Origin of the sequence: Formicincola oecophyllae (genome assembly GCF_006542395.2) — a bacterium.
GTDB classification, from domain to species: domain Bacteria; phylum Pseudomonadota; class Alphaproteobacteria; order Acetobacterales; family Acetobacteraceae; genus Formicincola; species Formicincola oecophyllae.
In genome coordinates this window covers 1,750,442-1,775,042 of record NZ_CP038231.1, presented here as the reverse complement: position 1 = coordinate 1,775,042, position 24,601 = coordinate 1,750,442, and the positions used below count along the sequence as shown (strand labels likewise).

Sequence of the window (24,601 nt, the reverse complement as noted above, 5' to 3'; positions counted from 1 at the left end):
GGATGCCCCAGGGTTGGCCTTGGTGATGATTGAAATTTATTTGTTACTTAGGCGAAACGTTTATGAAAAATCCAATCAAGCGCTTTGAAAACAGGCTGATTCTGGCCTGCCTACCTTTGGGGGTGGCGCTGGCTGCGCCTGCCCACGCCCAGCAATCCCCAGACGATGCCCAACCCCCCTTGTGCGCTGCAGTGGCCCTGGGAAACTACCCCCATGACCAGCCCCCTTTGCGCAAAGGGGAAGTCCTGCACGACATCGCAAGCATTACGGGAAGCCAGCGGGCGGGAACGCTGCGTTTCGTCACAGGGGAGGATGACGGGGCGGCGCCAGTCAGCTTTCCAGCCCACCAGTTGAAACTGTTGAACTGCCACTTGGAACGCCACCAAAGCGTGCAGGCGCATTTGGTGCCCAACAACGCCACCACCCACGGCAAGCGCTTGGGCCGGGGCAAAGCGCAACCAGCCCTGCCGCCAGGGCTGCAAGGCTGCGTGGGGCAGGCCAACGCTGAACAGCAGCCCATCGACATCACCAGTGATGACGGCATGTTGTTCAAGGGGGAATTGGTGGACAAGCTCCACATCACCGCCACGAATGAAGAGGGGATGCCCACCCACTATGGCACGGCAAGCGCCACCACCCGCTACCCTGCCGACCATTTGAAGCTTCTGAACTGCCATGTGGCCTACAGCACCACGTCTGACGTTACGCTTGTGGCCAATCCTGCGAGCCCTGTTGTGGAAAAGGCGCCAGCAACCGCCAGCAGTGCTGGAGGGCCTGGGGGCGGCCAAGGCGTGGTCTATGTGCCACGCGTTTATAACCATAACCGTTATTATGTTGAGCGCTACCATGACCGTGTGGTGGAGCGCGACCATTACATTGGCCGCGACCACGACCATAACCACGGCGGCTATCCACCACCCCCGCCACCACCAGCGCCAACAGGGGACAGCACCTACCGCCCCGGCGATATCGACAGCAGCTCTGGTCAGGAAGTGGCGCGGATACTACCTGATGGTGTTGTGGACAACGCATCTGGCCAAGAAATCGCCAAAATCCAGCCCGATGGCGTTGTGGACAACGCGTCTGGCCAGGAAATCGCTAAGATTCAGCCTGATGGCGTCGTGGACAACGCGTCTGGCCAGGAAATCGCCCAAGTACAATCCAATGGGGACATCGATAATGGCTCTGGTCAGGAAGTTGGCCAGTTGCAGCCAGATGGCACGGTGGATAACGCGGCAGGGCAGGAAGTGGGCACTGTGCCGCCAGGGGATGAGGCAGGCGCGCTTCTTCTGCTGAAGGACCAAATCGACCCCAACCAAAATCAGGGCCAGGACCAAGGCCAGACCCCAACCCAGAACTAACGCGCCAGGCTTGGCGATGGTGGTGGGATGGTAGCGGGGCTGTTTTGGTCAGCACCGCCTTTATCCGTGGAGGCCTTTAAGATAAAGGCCTCCCTCCCAGGCGCTTGGCCCATTTAGCGGAAGTGATGCTTGGCAGGATGGCACGTCTAGGCGCGCACTGAAAGAACCCTGCCAGCATCTCTATAGGGCTTTCCTGAAAACAGCCCTTCAGGAAGGAGGAATGCGATAGCGCTTGAAGGCAGCGCTCCCCTCCAACCCAGCCCCAAGGGCTTGGAGGGTGGGGAAAGCGCTGACCTTGACCACATCAGGCAGCATCAACTGCATGAAGGACCACGCCACAGCGCTGGTTAGGGCAGCTTGGCTTGGCCTTTCCCCTTTCTGCGGTAAGGGGTGGTTGGCCCACTGCCCCTCCAGCCCCGCACAGGCCGCCAAAAGCTGCTGGGTGACCCGTTCCACCCAGGGTTGGTGGCGCTTTTCCGCTGGGCGGAGGTTGAGTTCATAAACGCGCTGAACGGTTTTCTCGCACGCGGCCAAGGCCAACCCAAGGGTGCGCGTGGACCAGGCCAAGGCCGTTGGCGTTTTGGGCAGCAAGCTGCGGTGAGGCGGGCTTGTGGCTTCGATGTAATCGATGATGAGCGTTGAATCCATCAACACCGTGCCATCATCAAGCACCAAGGTAGGCGCTTTGACCACAGGGTTGATGGCGGCGAAAGCATCATAGGTGCTAAATACCGACAATGCTTCGTGCTTAAATCCGACATCGTGCAGATCCAATGTGATGGCCACACGGCGCACATAAGGCGAATCCAACGTGCCGATGAGTTTCATGGTTGGTTCATGGGCTAGGCCCCTCCCTGTTCCTGTTGGGTGTTCCCAAAGGTTCCTGATGGTGCAGGCAAAGCGGTTTCCTGGCCAGGGAATTTGCTGCGCGCGCCGCGCTCGGTGGCCTTCCCTTAGGTTATTCAAAACATCTAACACTACCGATAATAGATGTTATCAGAAGTGACAAACAGGCGAATTAATGGCTTTAAACAGCCTTTTTTCAGGATGGTCTTTCAAAGGGTTCACATGCTTCCCTAAAGCGTTCCCCGCCCAGAATTGGCCCTTGAAACGCTTAGACAAAACTTTGAAAAAAACGAGAAGCCGAAACCAAATCATGGCCCTGGGGGTCAATGGCGCTGACGCATCAAGGCATTGTTGCCTGGCGGCCATGAAATCCAGGCGGGGCGCTGCGCCTGGTTGGAGCGCGGTCTGTGCTTCAGGCCTGTACCCTTAGGCTGGTTGGTTTCAAAGCTTCTGGTTAAGGGCACTTCCAAAGTCCCCTTTGAGAACAAGTTGGTTAAACACCCTGCAATTGTTGTTTGTTTGTTCAACTTAACAGAATTGTTCTTAAACCATATGAACCATGGCGTAATGTTAATTGTAGAGGTGGGGAAGCGAGGCAATCTTGAAGCTGCTAGCTAAGCCCTTCTCACCCCCTTGAAAGTCAACGCTTACACAGTCCCCCTTAAGCGTGTGGTTAGTGTGTTGGCTGGCGCTGACATAACTTCCAATAATGAGGACCTCAACCTCAACCCCACAGGCCAAACAACCAGACCAGAGGCCTGGTGAGCATGGCTGTGGTCAACGCGTTTTAAGCCACGCCGCCAATTTGGGTGAAAGTAGGTTTTGGTAAAGCCTCTCCTCATCAAGGGCTGCTAGGTTGGACAGCCTGAAACTGTCCACAGCTGGCAGAACATGTAGAAGCTCGGCTAGTTCAGGGCGCAGGCCACCCTGCCCCACCACCAGGAACATGATGAACATGTTTTGGCGCGCCGCTTTGTTGAGGGCCTCCAATGTTTCTGTGATGTCCTCATTGTGGCCTTGGGTGACCACCACCAAAAGGGCGGGGATGCGCTTTTCCAAGGTGGAGAGGGGCTTGCGCCAGCGCCCCGTTAGTTTCCGCCACAATTCGCCAGCCTGGTAGCGCAGGCCGTGCCCTTCCACTGGCACGCCAAACCAGCGTTCCAGAAATTGCTGGATAAGGGGGGCGAAGGCCGCCTCCCGCCCCAGCAGTTTCAGCCAGTTCTTATGGATGTTACGCCGCACGAAGCCATCAGCATTGCTTGGTGTCATGGCAGGCAGAAGGTGGCTTTGGCCAGATTTGCCGCTTCCCTTACTGGAGAAGGCGCAGCATTCAAGCGCCCCGTCATTGTCAAAGCGCACCGCCACAGCATGAAGGCGCTGGGCAAGTGCCGTCATCACACCGTTTTGGTAAAGGGCGCGCATAGGCAGCGAGGTTTCAAGCGCCACCCCCACACGCAAGCAAAGGTCATCGCCAAGGGCGCGCCGCGCCATGGCTTGGCTGAGCTTGCGGTCAAGCTCAGGCATGATTTGGGCCATGAAATCGCCCTGGCCTGGGGCCTCAGTCTGGCTTTGGGCCATGTTCCTGGCTGTGGCCAGCGCACTTGGCAGGAACCCATCCTCCCCCAAACTGGCCTGAGGTTGGGGGGTATTAAGGGTAAACCAGGCCCGCAACTGGGCGATGAGGCCATGAACCGTGCTTTCAGCCAAAGTGCGCAATGTGTGGTCATTGGCGATGGCGTTGTTGATTTGCGCCTGCTGCAAATTAAGGTCAGAAGCCAGCACGCCAAGCGCCTGCAAGCGCTGGCCAAGCAGACGCAACCCCAAATCAGCGTTGGGGCTTAAAGCGCCTCCAACCTGGCGCCCTACCAGAACATCGCGCGCCCCTTCCATATGTTTGAGGAGCAGCGCCAAAGCTTGGCAATCGCTTTGGGTGGCATCGCTGGCTTGGCGCAGGAAATCCTCATGGGGGCCAAGCTTCGCCAAACCTTTGCTGATTTGCCGTTCAGCCACGTCCAGCTCACGCGGGGTGAAGCCTGGGTCCTCCCCACCCTTCACAGCGCCTGCGGTAATGGCATCCACACGCCCTGCCAGTTCCTGGGCCAGTGTTTGAAGGGAGGAAAGCTCCGGCGGCAGTGGTGCGTTGGCAGCCAGCGAACGCGTGCGCGCGCTGTAGCGCCCGTAAAGCACACTACCCAGGGAACTAACTGACCCCCCGCCGCGCTCTGCTGCTTGCAGGATGGCCGCCACGCCCTCTTGGCTGCCATCACCTGGGGGTTGGGCTGTTGGTTCGCCAGGCTTCATGGCGCGTTAGGCGCGCTTGGTTGGCTGGAATCGCCCAGCCCCTCAAGAAGGCTGCCTACGCCTGTAGCGGTGGTTGCAGGCAAGGCGTTAAGGGCGCCTGGCTTGCCAGCAAGCTCAGCAGCGATGTCTTTTTGCATGGCTTGCAAGGTTTGCATGTCCTGGGCGCGCGCCCTGTCGGCTTTCTCCTGAATGGCTCTGACCTGGGCGATGGTTTCGCGCAGGCGTTTCTGCCCTTCGCGGATGGTGTCCATGTTGATAACGCGCCTGGAGGTTTGCTCAGCCAAAGCCACAGTGGCCTTCTGCATCGTCAGGCCACGCTTGCGGCGCAGGGCGTCAGCGCTGCTGCCAACGGCCTCTGTTTGGCGGGCCACGTCCGCCTGGTGTTCAAACACCAGCGTGTCCACAAACAAATTGCGGAACTCCGTCAATTGGGAGAACAGGGCTGTGTGGATGACCCGCCCCACCTGGATGGCGTTTTCGCGCGCGATTTCAAGCGTGGTCAAATCCTGGGCGTAAGCGGTCTGCATGGTGGCCAGGTCGGCCACCTTGTTTTTGAGGGCTTGCAGCCCTGAATCAAATTGCTGCAGCGCCAGTGTGGCGGCAGCCATGGCGCCGCTGTCGCCCTCAGCTGTTGTGGTAGCTGCCACCAAAGCTGGCCTGTGCCCTTCCCACCAAACCAGCGCCCCTTGGGCCTGGTGTAGGAGGTCGCCTGTGGCTTTCTGGGCTTCCTCAACGCCTGTCATGCGGGTTTCGATGGTGCGTGCATCCGTCTGCGCAGTGTGGACGCTTTGCATCAAGGCTTGCTCGATGACGTTAATCTGCCCTTCCACGGATTTGAACTGCCGCACAATGGCCTTGAAGCGGTTACCCTCACGCTTGAACAGGCGCACCACCACCCCAAGGCCAAACTTGCCGTTGCTGGCTGGCTCTGGATCCACTTTGTTGACAACATTGGAAAGCCTGCTCAGAAGCTGGCCTACCTCACCACTGTCCTTGACCTGCACAGCAGCCAGAACGTCCCTGGCATAAGCGAAGCGGCGCTGGTTGAGGGGGGTGTCCAGATTGGCAACAGCGCCCAGATCCATGATGTTAATAGCAGGACGGGAGGGGTCATTCAGCATGGCCTCCAGCACTTGCGGCGCTGTAAGCTTAGCCGGCTTGCTGGTTGGTGTTGTGCTTTGCTGGGGTTCTGGCTGGGCTGTGGGCGCAGGCTGCATGGCTGTTCCTGGTAGATCGTTCAAAGGTGGGCTGTTGAGGGGTAGCGGAAGCAAAGTAGTGGCTGATTTTGCCCCATGAAGCCAACGCTGAACAGGCCTTGCGCAGCGTGCAGGCCATGCGCAGCGCCCAAGACCAGGCAAGGGTTGGTGACAGGCCCCTCACACCCTCCACGTTCTTTCAATGTAAGCTTGAAATGTAAGCTTGGCGGCCCTCTCAGACCATGCCCCTTCAAACCATGTCAGCGCGGCGGCGGACTGATTTTTCCGTGAACCCCGTCTGCCTGGCGATTTCCTTGAAGCTCAGCGCCGTGTGCTCCAGCAGGCCTTCCACGGCCAGGCGCTGCTCAACCAGCTCTGGCCTGGCGATGTTGAGCACGCAGCAGGCCATGGCGGCGCAGAGCTTCTCCATGGCTTCCATGCCAATCAACTTAGCAATGAAGTGCGCTTGGTTGGCTTTGCGCGGCACGTAGAGGATGCGCTCCTCCTTGCCGCGCCGGTGGAACACAGGCATCCCGCGCGCTAGGGTCACCGCCTTGTCCCATCCAATGACATCGGCCACCTCAAGCAGGTTGCGCCCAATCATGTTCCCTTTGACCTTGGCCCTGGTGGTAACCATAGCGGGGGAAGGGGCCTGGAGGGGGTACTGGCTGTTCTGGCCTGGGCCAAAGGGGCTGAAGTGCGGCGCTGGGCAAGTCATGCCTTGGATGGCTTGGTTATTGGGGAAGCTGTGCAGGTTTTGGATGGTCATGGTGGATATCCGTTTGAATCGTCATTTTGAATCGTCAAAGTGCCGTCAGGGCAGGGCGCTGCTGGGGCATCAAGTTTGGGTGGGGGGTTTGCGTAGTTCCCAGCGTTGGTGGGGAGTTTGCCAAGGCCCCCTCAGCGCATGGCCAGTCATTTTGGCCAGGCGTGGCATGTCCAGCCAGTAAAGGTGGGCTGTAGCGCTTTCAGCCACCATGCCCCGCACCAGGCGCGGCAACTCTGGCAGTCCCAGCCCTAGGGCCTGCGCCAGCTCCCCTTGGGTGGTGCCTTCGTGGCGCTGGCCTTTGGCGCTGAGCACAACAAACCCAAATGTGCCCCCTTGCGCTGTGCGCTTGGTTGCTCGGGGGGCTGGTTGGCGTGGCGGTATGATGACAGGCTGGCTGGTGTGGTTGGTCATGGGCTGGTTCATGAGGCGTTCCCCTTAGTGGTTCCCTTTAGTGAAGGTGGGTCGGTTGGTGGTTGGCTGGGCGCTGTGTGGGGACGTGCTGATTGGGGGCGCATTGGGCTGTTGGGGCTTGGGCAGCTTGGCGTAGTTTTCCCTGTTGGGCGTGCAGGCGGGCAGCCCAGCCTGCCTAGCCACAGTAGGCCAGGCGCGGTGAACGGCACTGAGGTTGCCTTCCTTCTGGAAAAGTGCAGCCCACAGTTTTAAGGCGCGCTGCAAATCGTGCTCTGGCGCTGTGGGGGCTTGGCTGGGCTTGCCTGGTACAGCAGCGCCCTGGCTTTGCTGGAAAGCGCGCAATTCACGCAGCAAAGTGGCATAGGTGGGAAACCACTCGCGCTCACGCAGCAACGCGTGGAGGCTGGCTGTGCAGAAAGTCCCCACAGCGATGCCATCCTCAAGCAGGAACTGCGCGTAATCAGCCAGCAAAGCGCGTTTTTCATGCGGGGTGCTGTGGCCTTGGTGGCGCAGGCGCTGCGCCAGCAGGGCAAGCCATGCTGTGACGTGGCGTTCCTGTTCAGGGTGGTGGCAGCGCCGGCCTAACCTGGCTTGCGCACTGGGGGCGTCAGGAACGCTGGGGGAGGAAACGCTGTGGATTGGGGGTCTGTTCATGCTAGCCCCCGCTGCCGTAACGCTGCCAAAGCTTCATCCAGCCCTTGCCGTGGCAAAGGGGCTGGGCCCTGCGCCTTCCCAACAGCTGTCGTGCTAGGCCAGTTTGCAGCGCTTACTTCTGCCTGCACCGCCTTGACCAACCACGGCGCTGGGTCAGATGGCTGCCTGGCCTGCGCAGCAGCCAGGGCACGCAGCACAACGCCTGGGTCATTACCAGATTGCTTCAAAAGCTTGCCAAGCAAAGCCCGTGCACCGCTTTCAGCCAGCCCGGTGAGGGCACGTGCACTGGCCAGCCCTGTGGTGAACAGGGCTTTGCGGCTTCCTCCCTCCCCCTCACCATCAGCCAGGGAAGGGCTCCCCTCCAGGGCAGCGCCAGCTTCCTTGCGGGGCTTGTTGGTGTGATTGTGACTGTGGTTTTGATTGTGGTTGTGAAGGCGCGCGCCTGTGTCTTCATCTGAAGCCAGACTTGAACCCCCCTGTGCTGTTAAAGATGCACCCAAAGGTGAAATCACAGGTGATGGTACAGTTGTAAGGACGTTTGTTGCGGGGGTGTTTGTCATTTTTTCTGAACACTTCCCCTCCTCTGCCATGGCGGGGCTGTCTGCGCCCTGCCTGTCGCGGCGCCTGGCCACAGCGGCGCGGCGCTTCTGGCTGATGTCGGCTGCCTTAGCGCGTTCAGTCATCAGGCGCTTCTGCACCAGGTCGCCTGCGCTATCAGTGGTGAAAAAGCGCTTGATGGTGGGCCAAACCTTTTGGGTGAAGGTCACCTCATCGCAGCGGCACACCATGGCCAACTCACTGTCGATGGGGGCTAAGGGGCCATTGCGCCACATGTCCATCAGCAAAAGCAGGTAAGCGCCATGCTGAAGGGTGGTCAGGCGGCTTGTGTCGGCTAGGTAATCGGCGATGTAAAGCGGCATCCATATAGATGTTGGCGCGCTCATGGCCGCCTCCCCGCTTGGTGGGCTGAGCGCTGGCTGGCTTTTTGGGCTGCTAGGGCGGCAGCCAGGGTGGCTGCACTGCTACCCATGCCCAGTGGGGGCAGCGGATGGTGCGCTGTGGGAATGCCCACCGCCCTAGCTTGGCCTGCTTGAGGCCTGCTGGCCATGGGCTGGAGCGCGGTGGTGGCAGGGTGCGTGCGCCTGCCCGCTTCAGCACAAGTGTCAGCCATGGTTGTGGCGGGGTAGTCCAGCATGAAGCGCTGCAACTTCAACAACGTGCTGAAGCGCACATCACGCCCCTGGCGCAAGCGTTTGATGATGTAAGGGTCTGTGCGCGCTGCACGGCCAAAAGTGGTTTCAGCCATGGCCCAGCGGGCGCAAAACTCGGTGATCTCGTGGAGGAGTGATTCATAGGTCATGGGCTTAAGCTGTCAGATAAATATGACACCTTCAAGCCCATTTGTAATATTTACTTTAAATTAACCCCCCATATGTCAGTTTAAACTTACACTTGTCAGTTGCAGCTTACTATGATGTAAGTTGAAACTGACCATGAGCACTCCATCCTCCCCCCCCAAGCCCCATCGCCCCTCCCCCCTGGCGGAGCGTGTCGCCAAGCGCATGAAGGCCTTGAACCTGAACCAAGCCACTGTGGCGCGCACGGCTGGCGTCAGCCGCACGTTCGTATCTGGCCTGCTTTCTGGCAAAAGCACCTCCGAGCCAAGGCGCAGCAATGTGGAACGCTTGGCCAAGGTGCTGAAATGCTCTGTGCAGGAACTCTATTATGGCGAACAGAACCCAGCCCCCCTGCCGCCAACGCGCGGCAGTATGCCCACACGCCAAATAGAGGTGCGCGGCAGCGTCCAGGCAGGCCTCTTCACCGATGCCCTTGAATGGAGCCCCCTGGACTGGTTCAGCATCACCTCCCCAGCTGAAGACGGCTACCCAGCCAATTGCCACCGCTATGGCCTTTTGGTGCGCGGCGCTAGCATGAACCGCCTCTTCCCCGAAGGCTCCATCATCAGCGTGATTGATTTCGATGAGCTGGGCCGCGAGCCCCAAACGGGCGAATGCGTTGTGGTGCTGCGCCGCTCTGAAACCTCCAACGCGTTCGAAGCCACCGTGAAGGCCTATCAGCGCCGCCCTGATGGCACCATTTTGCTGTGGCCGCGCAGCGATGACCCAGAGTTCCAGAATCCCTTCATCATTCCGCCCATCAGCGCTGATTTTAACGACCAGGCCGCAGCGCCTGACATCAGGATAGCCGCCGTGGTGGTGTGCGCAGTTCGCCTTCAGCCCCGCGTCTCCTTCGACTTCGCGTAAGGGGCCATCTAGGCTAACTAGCCGTGAAGCGAAGGGGCCTTAGCGAACCCCCTTAGGCTAACCAGCCGTAGATGCCGGTGTGAAACCTGTGCAGGCTGTTAAGCCAAACAGCGTGTAACGCCGGCTTAAGGGGTTCAAGACAGCGGAACCCCCTTAGGCTAACCAGCCGTAGATGCCGGTGTGAAACCTGTGCAGGCTGTTAAGCCAAACAGCGTGTAACGCCGGCTTAAGGGGTTCAAGACAGCGGAACCCCCTTAGGCTAACCAGCCGTAGATGCCGGTGCGCTCCTGCCGCTGCCCGCAGGGCAAGGCAGCAGAAAGCACCGGCTCAGGGGTACCAAGAGAGCGGCGCCGTATAGCCCGAAGGGCGTTAAAGTCCGGAATGAAGGTAGCGCCGAGCGTAAGCTCAAGCGAACTGAACTTGTCTTGGCGACCAAAGCAAGGGATTCATTTCTGCTTGCCTACGGCTAGCGCAGGTTCACCCTTGCTTTAACTAGGGTCTGTTTAAGATCCCGCGCTGCCCTATAGGCCGCCGCTTCGGGCTTTTAGGCGCCAAGAGAGCGGAATCCCTATAGGGCGTTAGCCCGTTAAGGCCGGTGAGGAACCCGTGCAGCGAACCCGTATAAGGCGAAGCCTGTTAAAGCCGGACACGTTGGAGTGTAGCCCGAAGGGCAAACACAATAAGTTGTCCGGCTTTTAGGGTTCAAGAGGGGCGTAAGCCCAAACGTAGAAAAGGCCTGGCTAACCGGTTCCAAGACAGCGGAACCGGTTAAAGGGCGCAGCTCTATAAAGGCGGGAAGCGGCCCCGCGCAGGCGGCACGCCAAGCGGCGAGGAGCTTCCCGCCACCGGTTCCAAGACAGCGAACAGCCAAGCTGAAACGCTTTTCCCGGAAGCGATATTCAGCGCGCTCCTAGTAAGTGTTGGGCGGCCGGGGCCTTCAAGGCGTGGCTTTAGCTGGCGCGGCGGCTGCAGCTGGCTGCTTGGGGGCCTCTGGGGCCTCTGGGGCCTCCAGCCGGGCGCGGGCGGCGCAGGCGCCAGCCAGCCCTTGCTTGCAGGCCTTGCCGTACCATTCCTTGGCGTCGTCACTGTCTTTGGAAACGCCCTGGCCGTGCTCATAAAGGGTGCCCATCATGGCTTCAGCGTCAGCAAAGCCCTGGTCAGCGGCCAGGCGGAACCAATGAACGGCCTTGCCGTCATCCTGCTTGACGCCATTGCCCAAAACGTAAAGTGCGCCAAGCTTGGCCTGCGCTCTGGGGTCGCCCTTGCCGTCCCCTTCCTTGGTGGCGGCCTTTTCAAACCACGCCACCGCCTGGGCGTAATCCTGGGGCACGCCGTGGCCCTGTTCATAAAGCTGGCCAAGGTTGTACTGCGCGTCCCTGTTGCCAGCCTGCGCTGATTTGCGCCATAGGGCGGCAGCCTTAGCATCGTCATGCTTCACGCCGTGGCCCAGCGCGTAGAGGATGCCGAGATTGTCCTCCGCCCCAGCGTTGCCCTGGGCTGCAGCTTTGCCATACCACTTGGCTGCCAGCGCCTTGTTCTTGGGTACGCCTTGGCCATGGTCGTAGGCCTGGCCCAAATTGAACTGGGCATCGGGCTTGCCTTGCTGGGCGGCCTTTTCAAACCAGGAAGCAGCCTGGGCTGGGTCCTTGGGCACGCCGTGCCCCAACGCGTAGAGGATGCCGAGGTTGTCCTCTGCGCCAGCGTTGCCCTGGGCTGCGGCCTTGCGGTACCAGTCCACCGCCTGGGCCATGTCGCGCGGCGTGCCGCGCCCCTCCACGCACAAAACGCCCAGGTTGTACTGGGCTGCGGCGTTGCCTTGCTCCGCCGCTTTGCGGAACCACTTGGCGGCCTGGCTGTAGTCCTGCGGCACATCCTTAACGCCGTTCTGCGGCCCCATAGCGTAAAGCAGGGCAAGCTTGGTCTGGGCTGTGGCGTCCCCCCCCTCGGCAGCTTGCTTGATAGCGGCAACGCTGCCAGCAGCTGGTGGTTGGGGGGATGAGCTTTGCGCTGGGGCTTTTTTAGCAAGTGTCCCCTTGTCGAGCGCTTTGAGCGCGCCAGCCTTAGCTGGGCTGGCCTGAAGCTGAACTTTGGCCTGCCCTTTCAAAGGTTGGGGTTGGGCTTGCACCAGGGCCTGCCCCTTGGTTGGGGCGTGGGCCTGCGCCAGAGCCTTGGCTTCCGCCTCTGCCTGGGTGGGGGCTGGGGCCTGGGTCTGGGTGGCTTCAGCGTGGGCAGATACTGTGCCCAGCTGCAGGCCACAGGTCGCGCCCAGCACCGTGCCCGCCATCAGCAAGGCTTTGCCAAAGCCCAAAGAGCGGCGGAAAGCAGGCGGCAAGGGGGAAATCATGGATGGTTGGCTCCTTAAGAGTAAGCGAATGAAAAGCAACTAAGGCAAACGTATAAGCGAAGGGCGCAAAATAAGCGCATGACCGCTCCTGGTGCCAGGGGGCCGGGCACTGCCATGAGCGGAGGGCATTCCAGCCACCCCCTGCCAGCAGCCAGGGGGCGCCCATCTGGGGGCGCGCCACGCCCACCTGCCACGCCCGGAAGGCAACACTGTGGCAGGGGAAGGTGCTTCAGCCGCCCTTAAATGGACCCGGCGCTTGGTCCATTGGGCGCTAATCTCATGAGCGCTAGTCCAATGGATGGGCGGCGGGAGAGGCCCCTACCATCCCCCCATGAGCGGAATGGACAGAAACACAGGCAAAGCTTTGGAGGGGATGGCGGATCTGCGCGCCGCCATCACAGACATCCTCACCACGCCTTTGGGCACGCGGGTGATGCGCCGCAACTATGGGTCGCGCCTGTTTGAATTGGTGGACAGCCCCCAGAACAACGCTGGCGCCATGGCGGTCTACGCTGCCGTGGTGGAAGCCCTGGAACGTTGGGAACCGCGCCTGGCTGTCAGCCATGTTCAGGTAGCCGCAATCCCGGGAGCGCTGCAGCTAGCGCTTTCAGGCACTTATGTGCCCACCCAGACCCCCCTCCGGATTGACGACTTAACCATCAACAATAAGGCACAGACGTGACGCAAGCGGTCCCAAGCGCCTTTACAGGCGCCACCACCGGTGGCGGCGGGGAGGTTGAAACCCTCTACAGCCCCATCGACCTGTCAAACCTGCCTGCACCGCAGGCCATCACGGAGGTCTCAGCAGAGGAGGAGCTCAGCGCGCTCCTCCAGCAATTGGGCGCCATCGATCCTGCCTTTACGAACTGGCTTGAATCAGACCCAGCCGTGAAGCTGTGCGAGGCCTTCGCCTGGCGCCTGGCGGTGGAGAAGCAGCGCCGCAACGAGGCCATAAAGGCCGTGATGCTGGCCTATGCTACAGGGGCTGACCTGGACCAGCTGGGCGCCAACCTCAACGTCAAGCGCCTGGTGCTGGAACCAGCCAACCCCACCACAACGCCCCCCACCCCAGCGGTGATGGAGGGTGACGATGCCTTCCGCGCCCGCATTCAGCTTTCGTGGGAGGGTTACGCAACCGCAGGCAGCGTTGGCAGCTACGTGTTCCATGCCAAGAGCGCTTCAGCGCAGGTGGCGGACGTGCAGGTGACCTCCCCAGCGCCAGGGGAGGTGACGCTTTACGTCCTGGCCGCTGATGGTGATGGCGCAGCGCCCCAGGCGTTGCTGGACACCGTCACCCAAGCTGTGACAGCAGAGCGCGTGCGCCCGCTGACGGACCTGGTGCAGGTCCTTCCCGCCCAGGTGGTGCCTTACCAAATCACCGCTCAGCTGGACCTCTACCCTGGGCCTGACGCCCAAGTGGTGTTGAAAAGCGCCCAGGACGCTTTGGCGGCTTACTGCGCCTCCATCAGGCGCATTGGCTACATGGTGGCAACTTCAGGCATTTACGCCGCCCTCCAGCAAGGGGGGGTGCGCAACGTCACCCTTCAAGGCTGGGGGGGTGATCTCACCATGGGGGCTGGGCAGGTAGGGTACTGCACGGCCACCACCATTACTGTGGCGGAGGCTGGCGGTGACTGAGCAACCCCCATCTTTGCCGGAGTGCATCCTGCCGCCCAACCAAACACCCCTGGAGGCGGCACTGGACGTGGCGGCAGCAGCGCGCCTAGCCACCATTCCCCACCTGGTACGCACAACAGCCAACCCAGCCACCATCCCCACCTGCTGGCTGCCCTGGCTGGCCTGGGCGTGGCGTGTGGAGAACTGGTCCAGTGGCTGGACAGACCAGCAAAAGCGCCAGAGCATTGCGGCATCCTGCGAAATCCACCGCCACAAGGGCACCATCGGGGCGCTGCGCGCTGCCCTCTACGCCCTCAACATCGGCGTGCAGGTGGTGGAGTGGTTTGAGGAGAGCCCCAGGAAGGCCCCCTACACCTTCCGTCTGCAGCTCAGCATGGATGGCGCCACCGTCACCCCTGCCACCTGGGCCACCATCATGGCCATTGTCGCCACCACCAAGAATGCCCGCTCCTGGCTGACCAGCGCTGACATCACCGCCCAGCCTACAGCCACCACATGCCGTGCGGCCTGTGCGCATTACGGCCTCATTTTGGACATACCAGCACCATGACGAACTTCATCACCATCAAGACCAAGGCAGGCCTAGCCCTGGAGGCGGCGGCGGACGCTAAGGGTGGCAAGATAACCCTTACCCAACTAGCGGTGGGTGACGGTGCAGGCGCCGATTACACCCCAACCGAGGACCAGACGGCGCTTAAACATGAGACGGCGCGCGTCCCCCTTAACGCCTTGGCTGTGTCAGCTGACGATCCAACTGAATGGAAGGCGGAGGGGATCTTTGGCGCTGGCAGCGGTGGCTACACCATCCGCGAAGCTGGGCTGTTCACTGATGACGGCACGCTTTTCGCCATCGCCAACCTGCCTGAAGTCTATAAACCTGCCACAAGCGATGGCGCCGTAGGGCAGCTGGCTTTGACGCTGACGTTCAAAACGGCCAATGCCAGCGTCATCAACCTGGTGGTCGACCCCAACACCGCTGTCGCCACGCGCACTTACGTTGATGAGCACGTCCAAGCTGAGGCCAGGCGCGCTGAGGGCGCTGAGGCCACGTTCGTCTCAGGCACAGCTGGCCTTGTGCCCGCTAATGGGGATGGGCAGGGGCTAGGTCTGCACACCAACGGCGGCACCAAACGCCCCATGTATGGTGACGCCAGTGGCTGGCGCGACCTGGCGCTGGCCGCCGACCTGGCAGGCTACCAACCCAAGGGCGCTTACGTTCCCAACCAACCAGTCAAGGACCAGTACAACAAGCCCATCACCTTGCTGGCGGTCAACGATACCACCCAGCAAGCCTGGTTCATGGCCGATGGGCAGGGCCCAACACCGCTTGTGGGCGGCCGCGGCGCCGACCAGGACGGCCAGGTGAAGGCCGCCGTCACCCAGGGTGGCGATGCCAACGCGCCAGCCTTTATCACCACCAGTGGCGACTACGTCCCCCTCAGCACCAAGGCGGACGTAGGGCAAATGGTTTCAGGGGTGGCCCACAAGGGAACGCTGGACCAGGCCGTTATCTCCCTCTTTTTTCAGACCAGCACAGGCAACCCGTGCCTCACCTACAATGATGTCGGCGGCACACTGCGCTTCATCGACCTGACCTCCATCGACCGCCTTTATGAAGAAACGCAGGAGCGCCAACAGGCAGATGCCAACCTGCAGACGCAGATCAACAACCTGCCCAAACTCATCAGTCAGACAGGCAACAACACATGGCAGGAATGGCAGGCATCCGGCGTTTCTGACAAGTTTGAAATTAAGTTCCCAACGCCCTTCAAGAACAGCGACCCCAGTCAGATCAACATCCAGATTACCGGCCAGGACAGCAACCCGCAGTCGCTTTACGCCAACTTCACGGCCGGATCTGTGACGAACGAAGGCTTCCAGATCCGCGTCATCAACATCAACAGCGGCCAGTTCCCTGTGCACGACGCCGCACAGGGAACATTCAATTTCATTGCCGTTGGCAAGACCTAACCACCCTGCAGGGGGACATGGAAAATTAGAATGTCCAGTCAAAGACGCCGACATTTCTGAAGCGACACGCGCCTGACGCTGAACGGAAGCAGGCAGTGGCTGGCGGTGGCGAATGCCCCCACAGCGGAGGTCGTTTCTCCGCTGGGGGACGGGGCGGTTTTGTCAGCATGGGCATCGCCATTATCACCTGGCTGGCAGCCACTGTCTAACCGCCGCCCGCTTCCAGACTTCAGCCTGCGACCAGCGCCCCATTCACATCTCTGGCAGGCCAGCCTCAGCTTCCACTGTGGCCAGGGCCGCTGCCTGTTCAAGCGTGCCACTGCCGTGCCCGCTGCCAGGGTGGCGCTGGGCCTTTACCAAAAGTGCGCAGGCCAAGCAGCCAACGCCGCCAAGGCCCATCAACCACGCCATGGGCTGGGGCGTTCCGTTGGCAAACCACCCCAGAAGGGCCGTGCCCACCATACCGCTGCCATATTGAAATGCCCCTGAAAGGGCAGAGACCGCGCCAGCTGCGCGCGGGTGCCCTTCTAGCGCGCCAGCGATGGCATTAGCGATCACCAAGCCAGAGCAGAACTGGTAAGCCAAGTTGCCAGCCACCAGCCCCGCCAGACCACCCAAGCCCGTTGCCGTCTGCACCACCAAGGCCAGGCCAGAGAGGGCAGCAAGCCCCGCCCCCACCTTCAACACAGCGCCATGGCCCCAGCGCGGCAGCAACCTGGTGTTGAGCGTGTTAGCCACCATCATAGCGACAACGCCAGCGCCGAACAGCCAGCCGTAATTCTCTGGCGCGACATGGTAGAAGCTGATGTAAGCGAATGGCGACCCCGCTACATAAGCGAACAGCCCAGCATAGTAAAAAGCGCAGGACACCACCCACGCCATTAAGGCTGGGTTGGTGGCCAGCTGGCCGTAACGCGCCATCAGGGTGGTAAGGGGGGCGGTTTCCCTGTGCTGGGTGGCGTGGGTTTCAGGCAAGGTGACCAGAGCGGCCAAGGTGGCTGCGCCAATGCCCACCAACGCCCAGAAAATCGCCCGCCATCCCCAGTGCGCCAGAACTTGCGCCCCCACCAAAGGCCCCAGCAAGGGGGCAGCCGCCATAACGGTGATGAGGGTGGAGAGCATCGCAGCCCCCCTGTGGCCAGCGTAAAGGTCGCGCACCATCGCGCGGGAGAGCACAACCCCAGCTGCCGCTCCCAGCGCCTGCACCATGCGTGCTGCAATCAGCATGATGGCGGAGCCTGCCAGCGCGCACCCAGCGGACCCAACCATGAACACCATAAGCCCCAGCGCCACGGGCAGGCGCCTGCCCAGGCGGTCGCTCAACGGTCCCCAGAATAACTGCCCCAAGCTAAACCCGATGAGGAAGGTGGAGACCGTCCAGGCCATCATGTCCGCCCCGACATGAAGCGCCTTGGCCATGGCTGGCATGGCTGGCAGGTAAACGTCAGTGGAGATGGCGGCGAAACCCATCAGCAAGCTCAGCACGCCCAGCATCCACAGCCTGCGGCCACGCCCGCCTTGCGCCTGGACATGGTCGGCAGGCCTGAGGCTGGGCGCTGGTGTGGGTGGTGTTGGGGTGGCCATAACGTCACTTCCAGTTAAGCAAAGGGTTATTCAAGCAAGGGCAAGCCAACAAGGGCGGGCAAAGAGGGGCAGGTGCGGCCCAAGTTAGGGCCAAAGGGTGCTGGCCCCAAGGGGAGCGCCCGCAACCCTGCGGCACGGGGGATGGTGCGGGGGAATTGGTTGTGGTGGTTGCACCATTGCTTGCAGGGCGCCTGGCGCGCCCCTGTTCACCCCTGGGTTGCAGGGTGGGTTGAAGGAAGGTGGTGGGCCGGTTCATAATCCGCCCCCAGAAACGGCGCCGATCCAGGCTGCCGCCCAACGCGAGGATTTCATCGGTCATGAGCCAGGAAGCGCCCACCCCAACAGAGCCGTCCTTACCAGGTGCTGCAAGCGTGGGCGAAGGCGTTTACGCCTATGCCCTCAAAGGCGACATCAGCAGCCTGCAATGGCCGCCTGAAGGCCCCGGCACCAACAGGGGCTTCGCCCGTGAGGAGCTTGTGCTGGCACGCCACATTCTGGGCCTGTTGGTGCGGCAGGTGAAGGCGCGCCAGCCCGTCACCTACAGCGCGCTGGCACGTGAACTGGGCTGGTCGCCCAGCGTTTCTGCAACGGCCGCCCTGCAGCCTGGTGGGGACACGCCCCTCAACGACCCGGCGGCGCCGCGCTTCCTGGGGCTGCCGCTGAACGCCCTTGGCGTGGCGCTGGAGGGGCCGCGCACGCCAAGCGGCACCATCATCCTGCCCCCGTTGGAGGTAATGGTGGTTGAAAGCAGCCCCCTGCCGGAGGGGCAGGTGCCGGGGCTTGGCTTCTACCGCTTCTGGCGTGGCCCTGTTGATTGGGGCCAGATGGCGCCAGCTGCCAAGGCCCACGCCACCAAGGCCCTGCAGGAGCAAGTCTATGCCTGCCCCCTGTGGGGGGAGGTAGAGCGCATCCTCACCACCCGCAACCCGCAAGTCCTGGGCTGAGGGGCTTGGTGGGGGCACGGTCTGGGCATTCCCCAGGCCACCCCACACCGGCATTTCGGCATTCTGCGGGCCATCATGCCGCGGAGGGGGGCTGGGGAACAACCGCCAAGCGCATTCTCAGGATTAAGCAGTGAAGGCACCACCATGAGCGACACCAGCGACACCAAGGCAAGCACCACCGCCAACACGGCGCCACCCAGCAAGCCAAGCCCTGATCTGGCCGCCATGCTGGCCTTAGCGGACGCCACGTTCCCGCAGGCCGTGGCGCGCTTCGCCGACTTCCTGCGCATCCCCTCCATCTCCACCGATCCGGCCCATGCCAGCGACTGCCGCACAGCTGCGCAGTGGGTGGCGGGGCAGCTGCGCGAATTGGGGTTGGAGGCGGCGCTCCATGAAGTGAACTGGGCGCCACCAGGTCACCCCGTGGTGATGGGCCACCATGATGAGGCTGGCCAGCCGGGCGCCGGAGATGTTGGCACGGCAACGGCTGGCACGGGAACAAGCGCTGGCAAGCCAACGCTGCTGTTCTACGGCCATTACGATGTTCAGCCTGTGGACCCGCTGGCCTTGTGGCAGCACCCACCCTTTGAACCCACCATCCTGCAGGAAAGTGACGGGCGCGAGGTCATGGCGGCGCGCGGCGCCAGCGATGACAAGGGCCAGCTGCTGACCTTCCTGGAGGCCCTGCGTATTTGGCAGGCCCAATCAGGCAGCCTGCCCTGCAACCTGCGCATCCTGATTGAGGGGGAGGAGGAGACGGGCGGCGAGAACCTGCCCTTCTTCCTGGAAGCCCACAAAGCGCAGCTGGACGCTGACCTGGTGCTGGTGTGCGACACGGGCATGCCCAACCGCACAACGCCCGCCGTCACCACCAGCCTCCGCGGCCTGGTGGCGGATGAGGTGACCATCCACGGCGCTGACCGCGACCTGCACTCAGGCATGTACGGGGGGGCGGCTGCCAACCCCGCCACCCTGATGGCGCGCGCCCTGGCCACCCTCCACGATGCTAACGGCGCCGTCACACTGCCTGGCTTCTATGAAGGCGTCAGCAAGCCTACAGAGCAGCAGCTGGCCAGCTGGCGCGGCCTGTTCCCTGACGAGAACCTGCCCCTGCGCGCTGTTGGCCTGGCCCAGCCAGCTGGCGAGCGCGGCTTCAGCGCGCTGGAGCAAACTTGGGCGCGCCCCAGCTGCGATATCAACGGCCTCTCCTCTGGCTATGAGGGGGAGGGGTTCAAAACTGTCCTGCCAGCCAGCGCCACGGCCAAGGTCTCCTTCCGCCTGGTGGCGGGCCAGGACCCTGAGAAAGTGCGCGCCACTTTCCGCGCCCACATGGCCAGCCACATGCCGCCTGACGTGCGCATCAGCTTCAAGCCTTACGGGGCCTCCCCTGGCTTTGCGCTGGATAGGGACAATAAGTGGCTTGCCCCCATTTTGGAGGGCCTCAGCGCTGCCTGGGGCACCAAGGGCGCCTGCATTGGCTGCGGCGCCTCCATCCCCTTGGCGGAGCAGATGAAGACCATCCTGGGGCTGGACGCCTTCCTGGTGGGCTTCGCCCAGGATGATGACCGCATCCACTCCCCTAATGAGCGCTACGGCCTTGATTCCTACCGCAACGGCATCCGCTCCTGGCTGCACATCCTCCATCGCCTCACCCAGCCAGGCGCGGCCCCTGGCCAGGGCAACGCCCCAGCACCACAGCCCCGGTGAAGAACGGCGCTGTGGTGGTGCTGTAGTCATGGACGGCCTGAATCGGGGGCTGCGTTAGGTGCCTATCCCTTTCCGTTTGGCGCAACGCCAGCACAGCCAAGGGCAAGTGGCCTCCACGCCCCGCCTCAAGGGAGGCTTGGCTGGGGTTGAGGCGCCGTGATGGCTTTAGGGTTCTATACAGGCCTGTTGATTGGCGGGGGGCTGGTCAGCCTCTATCACCATGGGGATAGGCTGAAGCGTTATTTGAGGCGATTCACCGGGCTGGATATCGTGCTCTTTGTGGCTGCCACGCTCACAGGCATCATGACCGTCCTCAGCACGGCTGAGAACTTCGGCTTCACCCTGCCCTGGCCTCAGCCCCAGCAAGACATCAGCAGCCAAAGCGCCAGCTGGGCGGGGGCCTTCGCCACCGTTCTGGTGGCCATGGCCGCTCAAGCATGGTCAGAAAAAAATAGAAAAAAAGAGGATAAAGACATTAAAATTGAGGAATGCACTGAAATAATCAAATCTTTGGAATCAGTAAAAGAAATCGATGGTAATTTCTACATCAGTGAACCTGACTTCTTGGAGCTAGAAAATAGTGCTATATAACTCGAAAATAGCTTCGATATCAATTTAGGTCTGAATAAAATCATAGATTACATAAAACATTCAAGGTCTGAAATTTACCAGAATCCAATAATTATGACGGAACAAACATTCATATTTGTAATGAAAATTACTTCAAAGTATCTGAAATTATGAATGAGATTGGCAATAAAATAGTGGATATTAAGCGTGATATTAAGAATATCAAATCATCTTTGGGATGAAATAGCTTAATTTCATTTTATCCAAGAAATCTGAAATTAACCTCATCAACGCCCACGGTACAATTCTTCCCACACCCTCCTTGCCAAGCACTTTTGTGGCATCGCTTATCACCCTGAAGAGCCTCTAGGAGTACCAGCGGCACGCTCAAAGGCGCTGAGCCTTAAAACGACAAGGCTAGAAACCACCTTGCCCTGAAAGGACCTGCCATGAGGCGTGCAGCACCCAACCCGCCTGCGATGGATACAATGCGCTGCCATGCGGCCATCGACAGCGCCTTGGCCTCCATGGCCATAGAGGGCGGCCAGGTTGCGCCAGAGGTGGAGGCGATGGCCCGCCGCCACGCTGAGGGGCAGATGGCCTGGGCAACACTGCACCGCCATGTTCTGGAAGCCCACGCAGCCACCGCGCCTGGCACCGCCCGGCCCCGCGCTGGCGAATGCGCCCAAGACCTTTACAGCGACCTCCGCACAGGCGTTTTGAAAAACCGCCTGGGCCTTCAGCAGGCTGAACTTTTGAGCGCGGCGGAGTTCAACCTGGCCTTCATCGCCACAATTGCTTTGAAAAACACCCCGCCGCCCAAGGTTGTTGACATAGCGTTTTTCCGCGCCATTCACAAAGCTTTGTTCAAGAATGTCTATTCCTGGGCGGGCCAGATCAGGACAGTGTCCATCACCAAAGGTGGTACCGTGTTCGCTTTCCCTGCCTGCATTGAGGGGGAGGGGCGGAAACTGTTCAAGGCCATGGCCCAGGAGAATTATCTCCGCGGCCTGAACGCTGAGGTGTTTGCCGCGCGCGCTGGGCACTATCTGGGGGAAATTAACATGCTCCACCCTTTTCGGGAGGGCAACGGCCGCGCCCAGCGCATGGTGTTTGAGAAGATCGCCCAGGGGGCGGGGTTTGAACTGCTCTGGCGCCATGGCGCCGCTTTGCGGGGGGAGATGATTGCGGCCTCCCAAGAGGCGGCCGATGGCGATTCCAGCCGCATGGCTGAACTCATCAGGGCGCACCTGCACAAAGCGCCCACACTGGCCAGGGCTGATTGAGGACGGTTGAAGAGTGGCTTTATGTCGCGCGCCATTATCCCTCAAAAGTCTCAACCGGCTCATAGAGCTACGCTCAAGCGCTTGGGTGGCGTTGGGACTTTTGGTGCACCACCGCCGCCATATTCTCAATAATAGTGCGCATTGGGCGTGGGTGAACGATGCTTTCGTGGAAAGCGGGGAGGGTGCTGATGGTGACGGACGCAGGGCCTTGGTGAAGGCCAGGGGTGCAACCTTCACAACCCTTCCCATAATCCTCTGCGCAACACGGCCTGCGGCTGTGGCCCTCGCTCGCCTTCACACCGTGCCCCACCAGCGGCGCCTTTCCCAGCGCCGCCCCTGCAGGCGCTGAAACGCCAAGGGGCCTTGTGGCCAGCCGGACTGGTCTTCTGGCGCTTTTGGTTGTGGGGGATTGCCTCCACCCCCAGCCCAGCTTTGAAGGCGCCTTCAACCCTCATTCAGTCCGTTTCAGTCCAGCCACAGGGGACGCAGCGCGCCTGTGCTTGTGGGCAGCGCCTTCTACGACCGGGGGTGGGCGTTGCACCTTTCCATCAAGCGTAAGCTAGCGGCGATTGCCAGCAGGCTCAGAACGCTTGAGGAAGGCTCTCGAAAGCTCCTGTAAGCCCTTCCCAGCCCCCTCACCCCTCAGCCATGCTTGACATGGTCAAGCCCCACAAATAGCAGCGAGAACAGCCCCCCCAAACACAAGGCCCAGAAAAACCCCCGCAGCCGCCAATCCTTGGTGCGGTGCCAAATGTAACGCAGGCGGTTCATCTCCCCATGCCAATCTGGCCTGTGCTGCTGCAGCGTGCCGTCCAGCCACACAGTACGTCCCACCATGAGGAACAGCCACGTCATCACCACCAAGGTGGCGCAGGCGGCCAGCACAACGCCCCATTCCATGGGCTGGGGCTTGGTGAGGCTGTGGGTATTTTCCCAGAACACCCGCCAGCCATAGCCATAAAGGAACAGAAGGCACGTCCCCCCCAGCGTGAACAAAAGCCAGTAAATGCCCTTGTCCAGGAACAATCCAGGCGTTGTGCCGTGTTGCTGGTGCGGCACCCATGGCCAGAGGGAGGCACGCGCCAGGTAAAGGGCCGAGAGCGTTAGCCCAGCGCTACCAAGCGTGCCCAGCAGCACGCTGAACCCCAAATTGAGGGTGTAAGGCAGTGGCGCGCTCAACGCGTTGCCGATCGTCCACCCCACAAGGGCGGCCAGCACCCCCCCCACCCCCACTAGGAGGGTGTTGGCCTGCGCGCCCACATATTCCGCCGCCTGCGCGTTGAGGAGGTCGCGTGCGTCTGGCTCGCTGTAAGCTTCTGGTGGGATGTCGGGGTTGCGCCCAGGCTGGGGCGGCGCTGAAGGCTGGACAGCCCCCTTGGCGCTGGGGGGAAGAGCGCTACTTGGGGCGTGCGCGCTTACCTTGCCGCTGCGGCTGCCTGCCTGTTCAGGGCTGCTGGCTGCACCCACCTGCCGGGCTTTACCCTGCTCCCCTGGGGCAGCGTCTGAATCCTGGCCTGTGGGCAGGTAGCGGCTGTCACGCATTTTGCCGTAACTGCCCAAATTGGGGCCGTAGCTGGTTGCCACAAGCTCTGGCGCCTGGGGCAAGTGCTTCTGGCTGCCTGTGGGGCGCTTGCCTTCAAAAAGGTCCTCAAGCGCTGCCAGGTCGGCTTCAAGCCTGGAGGTATAAGGCATGGCGCTGCTTAGAAATTGGGCCTGTAATCAACCGAAGGCCACGGCAGGGAGGGGGCCACGTTGGGGTTGGTCTGGGGCCAGGCGCAGGTGGTTGGGTCATCAGCCGTGGTCTTAGTTGCGGCTTTGCTGGGGGCTTTGCTTTGGGTATTTTGCCAGCCATTGGCCTTGAACCAGGCCTCCACGCGCTTGGCGATGGCAACAGCGGCGTTCTGGGCCATTTCAGGCTGGTTGGGGTCTGGGAAGGTCTGCATCCCCGCCTGGATAACCTCTGCCCCCACGGGGAAGCCAATCACCCCTGGCATTACGCCCGTTCCCGCCTTCACATCAAAGGCCAGCAAAGGCTGGTCGGGGATAAACATACGACTGTCAGTCAAGGTGACGTGCGCCGTTAGCTCGCCTGCGCCAGCGCCCCACCCCAGCCAGGAGCGCTGCCATTCGCTGCCAGGGTTGAAGGAAGTGATGGTGATGGTAAGCCGCAGCGGCACGGGGAAGCGCACCCCCGGCACGGACTGCGCTGGCCAGGCGTTGGCATCAGCACTGATGAGATCCTCCACCACATCCTGCTGCACCACATTTTGCAGCTGCTGGAGGGCCTCAACAGCATCAAGGTACTTGCGCGATTGCTTGAGCTGCTTTTTGCAGCATTCGTCAGCACGCGCAGGGGTGGGCAGAACCACGGTAGGCGACAGGCTGATAGCAACGCCGATGGGCGCTGGGGGGTTGGGGTCGGTGATGGCGGTTTGGCCGTTCTTGCCAACATCAGCACCGCCGCAGCCCGCCACCATGGCCAGGGAGAGGCCCAGCGCCACCAAGCGCGCCGCCTTCAAAGGGGCACTGCGGGGGGCGGGGGCATAAGCCCTGCGGCCATCTAGCCCGGCTGGGCGCCTTTCCCCCTTGATTGCTACCTTCATCATGCCACACCCCTTGCGCTGCCGTGCGCCTTGACCATGCGTTGCCCCAGAGGCCAGCCCCAGCAGGCTTACGGGCCTGCGGGCGCTAGGCCTCAAGCGTGGCTGCCGCCCTGGCCCCTGCCTGTGGAGCGTGCTTCAGGCCCTGTTGGCTG

General features: G+C 61.5%; 22 protein-coding genes. 10 read left to right on the top strand and 12 right to left on the bottom strand.

Translation table 11 applies throughout. The features are described from left to right. The first annotated feature begins 62 nt into the window (after window positions 1–62). Window positions 63–1,361, top strand: coding sequence for a 5-fold beta-flower protein (locus E3E12_RS07840; protein ID WP_141443792.1), 1,299 nt, complete (start codon window positions 63–65; stop codon window positions 1,359–1,361). Window positions 1,362–1,568: 207 nt separating this feature from the next. Here the strand turns inward: E3E12_RS07840 and E3E12_RS07835 are convergent, their stop codons facing one another. From E3E12_RS07835 to E3E12_RS07800, 8 genes are all read right to left on the bottom strand, one after another. Continuing rightward, window positions 1,569–2,189: a glutathione S-transferase gene (locus E3E12_RS07835; RefSeq protein WP_141443791.1), complete on the bottom strand. Its 621-nt coding sequence runs from the start codon at window positions 2,187–2,189 to the stop codon at window positions 1,569–1,571. Window positions 2,190–2,984: 795 nt separating this feature from the next. Further along, window positions 2,985–4,508 (bottom strand): VWA domain-containing protein, encoded by a 1,524-nt coding sequence (locus E3E12_RS07830; protein ID WP_141443790.1) that lies wholly within the window; start codon window positions 4,506–4,508, stop codon window positions 2,985–2,987. Next, a complete protein-coding gene (locus E3E12_RS07825) occupies window positions 4,505–5,725 on the bottom strand; it encodes a toxic anion resistance protein (protein WP_141443789.1) in 1,221 nt (406 codons plus the stop codon). The genes E3E12_RS07830 and E3E12_RS07825 overlap by 4 nt, the downstream gene beginning before the upstream one ends. 229 nt (window positions 5,726–5,954) lie before the next feature. Further along, the gene (locus E3E12_RS07820) at window positions 5,955–6,473 is read right to left on the bottom strand and encodes a hypothetical protein (protein WP_141443788.1); all 519 of its coding nucleotides are present in this window, start codon (window positions 6,471–6,473) and stop codon (window positions 5,955–5,957) included. A 69-nt stretch (window positions 6,474–6,542) separates the two neighbouring features. After that, the gene (locus E3E12_RS07815) at window positions 6,543–6,884 is read right to left on the bottom strand and encodes a hypothetical protein (RefSeq protein WP_141443787.1); all 342 of its coding nucleotides are present in this window, start codon (window positions 6,882–6,884) and stop codon (window positions 6,543–6,545) included. Window positions 6,885–6,908: 24 nt separating this feature from the next. Beyond that, window positions 6,909–7,538 carry a hypothetical protein gene (locus E3E12_RS07810; RefSeq protein WP_141443786.1) on the bottom strand — a complete coding sequence of 210 codons (630 nt, stop codon included), beginning with the start codon at window positions 7,536–7,538 and terminating at the stop codon, window positions 6,909–6,911. Beyond that, window positions 7,535–8,482 carry a DUF1376 domain-containing protein gene (locus E3E12_RS07805; RefSeq protein ID WP_206338645.1) on the bottom strand — a complete coding sequence of 316 codons (948 nt, stop codon included), beginning with the start codon at window positions 8,480–8,482 and terminating at the stop codon, window positions 7,535–7,537. Before E3E12_RS07805 ends, E3E12_RS07810 begins: the two co-directional genes overlap by 4 nt. Next, a complete protein-coding gene (locus tag E3E12_RS07800) occupies window positions 8,479–8,898 on the bottom strand; it encodes a hypothetical protein (RefSeq protein ID WP_141443785.1) in 420 nt (139 codons plus the stop codon). Before E3E12_RS07800 ends, E3E12_RS07805 begins: the two co-directional genes overlap by 4 nt. Window positions 8,899–9,031: 133 nt before the next feature. Here E3E12_RS07800 and E3E12_RS07795 point away from each other — a divergent pair, with 133 nt between their 5' ends. Beyond that, window positions 9,032–9,802 (top strand): helix-turn-helix domain-containing protein, encoded by a 771-nt coding sequence (locus E3E12_RS07795; protein WP_141443784.1) that lies wholly within the window; start codon window positions 9,032–9,034, stop codon window positions 9,800–9,802. A 937-nt stretch (window positions 9,803–10,739) separates the two neighbouring features. On the opposite strand, the gene E3E12_RS07790 is transcribed toward E3E12_RS07795, so the two are convergent. After that, window positions 10,740–12,146: an SEL1-like repeat protein gene (locus E3E12_RS07790; RefSeq protein ID WP_141443783.1), complete on the bottom strand. Its 1,407-nt coding sequence runs from the start codon at window positions 12,144–12,146 to the stop codon at window positions 10,740–10,742. A 340-nt stretch (window positions 12,147–12,486) separates the two neighbouring features. Between E3E12_RS07790 and E3E12_RS07785 the strand changes: the two genes are divergently transcribed. The 4 genes from E3E12_RS07785 to E3E12_RS07770 are packed head-to-tail and all read left to right on the top strand — an operon-like array spanning window position 12,487 to window position 15,755. Beyond that, window positions 12,487–12,828, top strand: a complete 342-nt coding sequence (locus tag E3E12_RS07785; RefSeq protein ID WP_240810495.1) for a GPW/gp25 family protein — start codon at window positions 12,487–12,489, stop codon at window positions 12,826–12,828. Further along, the gene (locus tag E3E12_RS07780; RefSeq protein ID WP_141443781.1) at window positions 12,825–13,784 is read left to right on the top strand and encodes a baseplate assembly protein; all 960 of its coding nucleotides are present in this window, start codon (window positions 12,825–12,827) and stop codon (window positions 13,782–13,784) included. Before E3E12_RS07785 ends, E3E12_RS07780 begins: the two co-directional genes overlap by 4 nt. Next, the gene (locus tag E3E12_RS07775) at window positions 13,777–14,334 is read left to right on the top strand and encodes a phage tail protein I (protein ID WP_168194421.1); all 558 of its coding nucleotides are present in this window, start codon (window positions 13,777–13,779) and stop codon (window positions 14,332–14,334) included. The genes E3E12_RS07780 and E3E12_RS07775 overlap by 8 nt, the downstream gene beginning before the upstream one ends. After that, the gene (locus tag E3E12_RS07770) at window positions 14,331–15,755 is read left to right on the top strand and encodes a phage tail protein (RefSeq protein ID WP_168194420.1); all 1,425 of its coding nucleotides are present in this window, start codon (window positions 14,331–14,333) and stop codon (window positions 15,753–15,755) included. The genes E3E12_RS07775 and E3E12_RS07770 overlap by 4 nt, the downstream gene beginning before the upstream one ends. A 252-nt stretch (window positions 15,756–16,007) precedes the next feature. Here the strand turns inward: E3E12_RS07770 and E3E12_RS07765 are convergent, their stop codons facing one another. After that, on the bottom strand, window positions 16,008–17,339 hold the full coding sequence (locus E3E12_RS07765) for a multidrug effflux MFS transporter (RefSeq protein ID WP_141443778.1): 1,332 nt from the start codon (window positions 17,337–17,339) through the stop codon (window positions 16,008–16,010). 317 nt (window positions 17,340–17,656) lie between these two features. On the opposite strand from E3E12_RS07765, the gene E3E12_RS07760 reads away from it, so the two are divergent. From E3E12_RS07760 to E3E12_RS07745, 4 genes are all read left to right on the top strand, one after another. Further along, complete coding sequence (locus tag E3E12_RS07760; RefSeq protein ID WP_141443777.1) at window positions 17,657–18,283, top strand: hypothetical protein; 627 nt, start codon at window positions 17,657–17,659, stop codon at window positions 18,281–18,283. 144 nt (window positions 18,284–18,427) lie between these two features. Then, window positions 18,428–19,990, top strand: a complete 1,563-nt coding sequence (locus E3E12_RS07755) for a M20/M25/M40 family metallo-hydrolase (RefSeq protein WP_240810494.1) — start codon at window positions 18,428–18,430, stop codon at window positions 19,988–19,990. A 159-nt stretch (window positions 19,991–20,149) separates the two neighbouring features. After that, on the top strand, window positions 20,150–20,581 hold the full coding sequence (locus E3E12_RS07750; RefSeq protein ID WP_141443776.1) for a DUF2470 domain-containing protein: 432 nt from the start codon (window positions 20,150–20,152) through the stop codon (window positions 20,579–20,581). Window positions 20,582–21,009: 428 nt separating this feature from the next. Next, entirely contained in the window at window positions 21,010–21,846 is an 837-nt protein-coding gene (locus E3E12_RS07745) for a Fic/DOC family protein (protein ID WP_141443775.1), read from the top strand. Window positions 21,847–22,488: 642 nt separating this feature from the next. On the opposite strand, the gene E3E12_RS07740 is transcribed toward E3E12_RS07745, so the two are convergent. Together E3E12_RS07740 and E3E12_RS07735 are read right to left on the bottom strand one after the other, a co-directional pair. Then, a complete protein-coding gene (locus tag E3E12_RS07740; RefSeq protein WP_141443774.1) occupies window positions 22,489–23,538 on the bottom strand; it encodes a hypothetical protein in 1,050 nt (349 codons plus the stop codon). Between the two features lie 8 nt (window positions 23,539–23,546). After that, the gene (locus tag E3E12_RS07735) at window positions 23,547–24,452 is read right to left on the bottom strand and encodes a DUF4410 domain-containing protein (protein WP_141443773.1); all 906 of its coding nucleotides are present in this window, start codon (window positions 24,450–24,452) and stop codon (window positions 23,547–23,549) included. Between the last annotated feature and the right edge of the window lie 149 nt (window positions 24,453–24,601).

Coding starts and splice junctions, on each gene's coding strand:
- E3E12_RS07765 (WP_141443778.1), bottom strand. CDS start 17,339: ATGGCCACCCCAACACCACCCACACCAGCGCCCAGCCTCAGGCCTGCC.
- E3E12_RS07800 (WP_141443785.1), bottom strand. CDS start 8,898: ATGACCTATGAATCACTCCTCCACGAGATCACCGAGTTTTGCGCCCGC.
- E3E12_RS07835 (WP_141443791.1), bottom strand. CDS start 2,189: ATGAAACTCATCGGCACGTTGGATTCGCCTTATGTGCGCCGTGTGGCC.
- E3E12_RS07805 (WP_206338645.1), bottom strand. CDS start 8,482: ATGAGCGCGCCAACATCTATATGGATGCCGCTTTACATCGCCGATTAC.
- E3E12_RS07740 (WP_141443774.1), bottom strand. CDS start 23,538: ATGCCTTATACCTCCAGGCTTGAAGCCGACCTGGCAGCGCTTGAGGAC.
- E3E12_RS07770 (WP_168194420.1), top strand. CDS start 14,331: ATGACGAACTTCATCACCATCAAGACCAAGGCAGGCCTAGCCCTGGAG.
- E3E12_RS07795 (WP_141443784.1), top strand. CDS start 9,032: ATGAGCACTCCATCCTCCCCCCCCAAGCCCCATCGCCCCTCCCCCCTG.
- E3E12_RS07840 (WP_141443792.1), top strand. CDS start 63: ATGAAAAATCCAATCAAGCGCTTTGAAAACAGGCTGATTCTGGCCTGC.
- E3E12_RS07810 (WP_141443786.1), bottom strand. CDS start 7,538: ATGAACAGACCCCCAATCCACAGCGTTTCCTCCCCCAGCGTTCCTGAC.
- E3E12_RS07760 (WP_141443777.1), top strand. CDS start 17,657: ATGAGCCAGGAAGCGCCCACCCCAACAGAGCCGTCCTTACCAGGTGCT.
- E3E12_RS07755 (WP_240810494.1), top strand. CDS start 18,428: ATGAGCGACACCAGCGACACCAAGGCAAGCACCACCGCCAACACGGCG.
- E3E12_RS07830 (WP_141443790.1), bottom strand. CDS start 4,508: ATGAAGCCTGGCGAACCAACAGCCCAACCCCCAGGTGATGGCAGCCAA.
- E3E12_RS07815 (WP_141443787.1), bottom strand. CDS start 6,884: ATGACCAACCACACCAGCCAGCCTGTCATCATACCGCCACGCCAACCA.
- E3E12_RS07790 (WP_141443783.1), bottom strand. CDS start 12,146: ATGATTTCCCCCTTGCCGCCTGCTTTCCGCCGCTCTTTGGGCTTTGGC.
- E3E12_RS07820 (WP_141443788.1), bottom strand. CDS start 6,473: ATGACCATCCAAAACCTGCACAGCTTCCCCAATAACCAAGCCATCCAA.
- E3E12_RS07785 (WP_240810495.1), top strand. CDS start 12,487: ATGGACAGAAACACAGGCAAAGCTTTGGAGGGGATGGCGGATCTGCGC.
- E3E12_RS07825 (WP_141443789.1), bottom strand. CDS start 5,725: ATGCAGCCTGCGCCCACAGCCCAGCCAGAACCCCAGCAAAGCACAACA.
- E3E12_RS07745 (WP_141443775.1), top strand. CDS start 21,010: ATGAGGCGTGCAGCACCCAACCCGCCTGCGATGGATACAATGCGCTGC.
- E3E12_RS07750 (WP_141443776.1), top strand. CDS start 20,150: ATGGCTTTAGGGTTCTATACAGGCCTGTTGATTGGCGGGGGGCTGGTC.
- E3E12_RS07735 (WP_141443773.1), bottom strand. CDS start 24,452: ATGATGAAGGTAGCAATCAAGGGGGAAAGGCGCCCAGCCGGGCTAGAT.